Annotated in this window: 1 protein-coding gene; it reads left to right on the top strand. The window is 72.5% G+C overall.

Translation table 11 applies throughout. The features are described from left to right. On the top strand, nucleotides 1–6,182 hold a 6,182-nt coding region (locus HL658_RS34255), incomplete at both ends, for a calcium-binding protein (RefSeq protein WP_180287721.1).

The raw sequence follows: 6,182 nt of genomic DNA, 5'->3' as shown, positions 1-6,182 counted from the left end.
GACGCTCGGTTCCTCGGGCAGCACCCTCACCCTGTCCGGGGTGGAAACGCTGACCGGCGGCGCCGGCACCGATGCGGTGACGCTGGGTTCGGCCGGCGGCACGCTGACCGTCTCCCTGCTGGAGACTTTGGCCGGCGGCGCCGGCACCGACGTCGTCACGCTCGGCAGCGCCGGCACGACCGTCACCCTGGCCGATCTGGAAACGCTGACCGGCGGCGCCGGCACCGATGCGGTGACGCTGGGCAGCGCGGGCAGCACCCTCACCCTGTCCGGGGTGGAGACGCTGACCGGCGGCGCCGGCACCGACATCGTCACGCTGGGGTCCGCGGGTTCCACCCTGACCGTGGTGGCGGGCATCGACAGTCTGACCGGCGGTGCCGGCACCGACGCGGTGACGCTGGGGTCCGCGGGCAACACCCTCACATTGTCCGGCGTGGAAACGCTGGCCGGCGGCGTCGGGACCGACGCGATCACCATCGGCACCGGTGGCGGCACGCTGACCGTCTCCCTGCTGGAGACTTTGGCCGGCGGCGCCGGCACCGATGTGGTGACGCTGGGATCCGGCGGCAGCACCCTCACCCTGTCCGGTGTGGAGACGCTGACCGGCGGTGCAGGTACCGACATCGTGACGCTGGGCTCCGCCGGCAGCACGCTGACGGTCGTCGGCGGCATCGACAGCCTGACGGGTGGTGTGGGCACCGACGCGGTGACGCTCGGCAGCTCCGGCAGCACCTTCACCCTGACGGCCATCGAAACGCTGACCGGCGGTGTCGGCACCGACGTGGTCAGCCTCGGCACCGCGGGCTCCACCGTCACCCTGTCGCTGATCGATAGCATCATCGGCGGTGTCGGCACCGACGTGGTGACCGTCGGCTCGTCCGGCAACAGCTTCACCCTCGCCTCCATCGAGACGCTGGTCGGCAACACCGGCACCGACGCGATCACCATCGGCACCGGCGGCGGCACGGTCACCGTGGCGCTGATCGAAAGCCTGACCGGCAGCGCCGGCACCGACCTCGTGACGCTGGGTTCGACCGGCGGCACCCTGACCGTCTCCCTGCTGGAGACGCTGACCGGCGGTGCGGGCACCGACGCGGTGACGCTGGGCAGCTCGGGCACGACCCTTGCCGTCTCCGGTCTGGAGACGCTGGCGGGCGGTGTGGGCACCGATGTGGTGACGCTGGGCAGCTCGGGCACGACCCTTGCCGTCTCCGGTCTGGAGACGCTGACCGGCGGCGCCGGCACCGACCTCGTGACGCTGGGCTCGACCGGGGGCACGCTGACCGTCGCGCTGCTGGAGACGCTGGCCGGCGGCGTCGGCACCGACGCGGTGACCATCGGCTCGTCCGGCGGCACCCTCGTCGTCTCCGGTGTGGAGACGCTGGCGGGCGGCGCCGGCACCGATGTGGTGACGCTGGGCTCGGCCGGCAGCACCCTCACGATCTCCGGCGTGGAGACGCTGACCGGCGGCGTCGGCACCGACATCGTGACGCTCGGCTCGGCCGGCAGCACGCTGACCGTCATCAGCGGCATCGACGGGCTGACCGGCGGCGCCGGCACCGACGTGGTGACGCTGGGCAGTGCCGGCGGGACCTACAGCCTGAGCGCGATCGAGACGCTGGTCGGCGGTGCCGGCACCGACGTGGTGACGCTGGGGACCACCGGCAGCACCGTGACCGTCGCCGCGGTGGAGACGCTGGCCGGCGGCGTCGGCACCGATGTGGTGACGCTCGGCTCCGAGGGCAGCACCCTCACCGTGGCGTCCGGCATCGACAGCATCGTCGGCGGGGTCGGCACCGATGTGGTGACGCTGGCCTCGACCGGCATGACCTTCACGCTCAGCGCGATCGAAACCCTGATCGGCGGCGTGGGCACGGAGGTGATCACCCTCGGCACCGCCGGCTCCACCGTCACCCTGTCGCTGATCGACAGCATCATCGGCGGCGTCGGCACCGACGTCGTCACGGTGGGAAGCTCGGGCAACAGCTTCACCCTGGCCTCGATCGAGACGCTGGTCGGCGGTGCGGGCACCGACGCGATCACCATCGGCAGCACCGGCGGCACCGTCACCGTGGCGCTGATCGAAAGCCTGATCGGCGGGGCCGGCACCGACCTCGTGACGCTGGGCTCCACCGGCAACACCCTCAGCGTCTCCCTGCTGGAGACGCTGGTGGGCGGTGCCGGCACCGATGTGGTGACGCTGGACAGCGCCGGCGTCACCCTCACCGTCTCCGGTGTGGAGACGCTGACCGGTGGCAGCGGCATCGACATCGTGACGCTGGGTTCGGCGGGCAGCACGCTGGTGGTGGTGACCGGGGTCGACAGCCTGACCGGCGGTGTGGGCACCGACGCGGTGACGCTGGGCAGTTCCGGCAGCACCTTCACCCTGACGGCCATCGAGACGCTGACCGGCGGCGCCGGCACCGAGGTGATCAGCCTCGGCACCGGCGGCTCCACCGTCACCCTGACGCTGATCGACAGCATCATCGGCGGCGTCGGCACCGACGTCGTCACGGTGGGAAGCTCGGGCAACAGCTTCACCCTGGCCTCGATCGAAACGCTGATCGGCGGTGGCGGCACCGACGTGATCACCATCGGCACCGGCGGCGGCACGGTCACCGTGGCGCTGATCGAAAGCCTGATCGGCGGGGCCGGCACCGACATCGTGACGCTCGGGTCGACCGGCAGCACGCTGACCGTCTCCCTGCTGGAGACGCTGACGGGGGGCGCCGGCACCGACGCGGTGACCCTGGACAGCGCCGGCAGCACCCTCACCATCGCCGGGGTCGAGACGCTGACCGGCGGTGTCGGCACCGACATCGTCACCCTGGGGTCGCAGGGCAGCACCCTCACCGTGGTGAGCGGCATCGACGGGCTGACGGGCGGCGTCGGCACCGACGCGGTGACGCTCGGCAGCTCGGGCGGCACCTACACGCTGGTCGCCATCGAGACGCTGGCCGGCGGTGCCGGCACCGACGTGGTGACGCTGGGCAGCGCCGGCAGCACCATGACCATCTCGGGGGTGGAGACGCTGGCCGGCGGGGCGGGCACCGACGTGGTGACGCTGGGCTCGGCCGGCAGCACGCTGGTCGTGATCACCGGCATCGACGCCCTGACCGGCGGCGTCGGCACCGACGCGGTGACGCTCGGCAGCTCGGGCGGCACCTACACGCTGGTCGCCATCGAGACGCTGGCCGGCGGTGCCGGCACCGACGTGGTGACGCTGGGCTCGGCCGGCCGCACGCTGGTCGTGATCACCGGCATCGACGCCCTGACCGGCGGCGTCGGCACCGACGCGGTGACGCTCGGCAGCTCCGGCAGCACCTTCACCCTGACCGCCATCGAAACCCTGACCGGTGGCGTGGGCACGGAGGTGATCAGCCTCGGCACCGGCGGCTCCACCGTCACCCTGTCGCTGATCGACAGCATCATCGGCGGTGTCGGCACCGACGTGGTGACCGTCGGCTCCTCGGGCAACAGCTTCACCCTGACCTCGATCGAGACGCTGATCGGCGGTGCCGGCACCGATGCGATCACGCTGGGCACCGGCGGCGGCACGGTCACCGTGGCGCTGATCGAAAGCTTGATCGGCGGGGCCGGCACCGACCTCGTGACGCTGGGCTCCACCGGCAACACCCTCACCGTCTCCCTGCTGGAGACCCTGGTCGGCGGCGCCGGCACCGACGTGGTGACGCTGGGCAGTGCCGGCGTCACCCTGGTCGTGTCGGGCGTGGAGACGCTGATCGGCGGCAGCGGCATCGACATCGTGACGTTGGGCTCCGCCGGCAGCACGCTGGTGGTGGTCACCGGCGTCGACAGCCTGACCGGCGGCGTCGGCACCGACGCGGTGACGCTGGGCAGCACCGGCAGCACCTTCACCCTGACCGCCATCGAGACGCTGACCGGCAACGCCGGCACCGACGTGGTGAGCCTCGGCACCGCCGGTTCCACCGTCACCCTGTCGCTGGTGGAAAGCATCGTCGGCGGTGCCGGCACCGACATGGTGACGCTGGGCTCCGCCGGCTCCACCCTCGCCATCGCCGCGGTGGAGACGCTGACCGGCGGTGCGGGCACCGACATCGTCACCCTGGGGTCGCAGGGCAGCACCCTCACCGTGGTGAGCGGTATCGACAGCCTGACCGGCGGCGTCGGCACCGACGCGGTGACGCTGGGCTCCTCCGGGAACACCGTCACCCTGAGCGCCATCGAGACGCTGACCGGCGGCGCCGGCACCGACGTGGTGACGCTGGGCAGCAGCGGCGCCACGCTGACCGTGGCCGCCGTCGAGACGCTGGCGGGCGGCGCCGGCACCGACCTCGTCACGCTGGGGTCGCAGGGCAGCACGCTGACGGTGCTGAGCGGCGTCGAGAGCCTGACCGGCGGCGTCGGCACCGACGCGGTGACGCTGGGCAGCACCGGCGCGACCTTCACCATGGTGGCGATCGAGACCTTGACCGGCGGGGTGGGGACGGAGGTGATCAGCCTCGGTTCCACCGGCTCCACCGTCACCCTGTCGCTGATCGACAGCATCATCGGCGGCGCCGGCACCGATGCGGTGACGCTGGGCACGTCCGGCAACAGCGTCACCGCCGCCCTGATCGAAACGCTGACCGGCAACGCCGGCACCGACGTGATCACCATCGGCAGCGCCGGCGGCACGGTCACCGTGGCGCTGTTCGAAAGCCTGTCCGGCGGGGCCGGCACGGATGTGGTGACGCTGGGGTCAATCGGCGGCACGCTGACCGTCTCCCTGCTGGAGACCCTGACCGGCGGCGCCGGCACCGATCTGGTCACCCTGTCGGCGGACGGTGCGACGCTGGTGGTTCAGGCGGTGGAAACCCTGCGCGGCGGTTCCGGGAACGACCTGATCCTGATCGGCGGCGCCGGCGACACCCTGACGGTGTCGGCGCTGGAGACGCTGGTGGGCGGGGCCGGCACCGACGCGGTGACGCTCGGCAGCGGCGGCGCCACCATCCTGCTGCGGGGGCTGGAAAGCCTGACCGGCAGCGCCGGGACGGACGCGATCACCATCGGCAACACCGGCAGCACCACCACCGTATCGCTGCTGGAAACGCTGCTCGGCGGGTCCGGCACCGACGTGATCGCGCTGGGCTCCGGCGGCACCACCATGCTGGCCTCCCAGCTCGAGACCCTGACCGGCGGTGCCGGCACCGACGTGATCACGCTGGAGACGGCGCGCTTCGACGGCACCCTCGACCGCAATGTGCTGACCGGCGCCCTCGGCAACACCGTGACGGTGAGCGGGGTGGAGACGCTGACCGGCTCCGGCGGCACCGACGTGGTGACGCTGGGCTCGGCCGGCAGCACCATGACAGTGGTGTCCGGCGTGGAGTTCCTGGTGGGCGGCGCGGGCACCGACGCCATCACGCTGGGCTCGTCCGGCAACACCTTCACGCTGCGCGGCATCGAGACGCTGACCGGCAACAGCGGCACCGACGTGATCACGCTGGGCGACACCGGCGGCACGGTGACGGTCACCCTGATCGAAAGCCTGGCCGGCGGCGCCGGCACCGACATCGTGACCATCGGCACCGCGGGCGGCACGCTGGCGGTGTCGGCGGTGGAGAGCCTGACCGGCGGTGCCGGCACCGACGCGGTGACGCTGGGGTCCACCGGCACCACCATCACCGCGGGGCTGGTGGAGACGCTGACCGGCGGTGCCGGCAGCGACGTCGTGACTCTCGCCGCTTCGGGCAACACCCTGACGGTGGCGGCGCTGGAGACGCTGGTCGGCGGGTCCGGCACCGACATCGTGACGCTGGGGGGCAGCGGCAGCACCTTCACCGCCCACCTCCTGGAAAGCCTCGCCGGTGCCGCCGGCACCGACCTGATCATCATCGGCTCGTCGGGCGGCACGCTGGTGGTCTCCGGCGTGGAGACGCTGGTGGGCGGGGCCGGCACCGACGCGGTGACGCTCGGCAGCGGCGGCGCCACCATCCTGCTGCGGGGGCTGGAAAGCCTGACCGGCAGCGCCGGGACGGACGCGATCACCATCGGCAACACCGGCAGCACCACCACCGTATCGCTGCTGGAAACGCTGCTCGGCGGGTCCGGCACCGACGTGATCGCGCTGGGCTCCGGCGGCACCACCATGCTGGCCTCCCAGCTCGAGACCCTGACCGGCGGTGCCGGCACCGACGTGATCACGCTGGAGACGGCGC

Source organism: Azospirillum oleiclasticum, from assembly GCF_013423485.1.
Lineage (GTDB): Bacteria > Pseudomonadota > Alphaproteobacteria > Azospirillales > Azospirillaceae > Azospirillum > Azospirillum oleiclasticum.
This window is presented reverse-complemented; position numbering and strand designations above follow the sequence as displayed.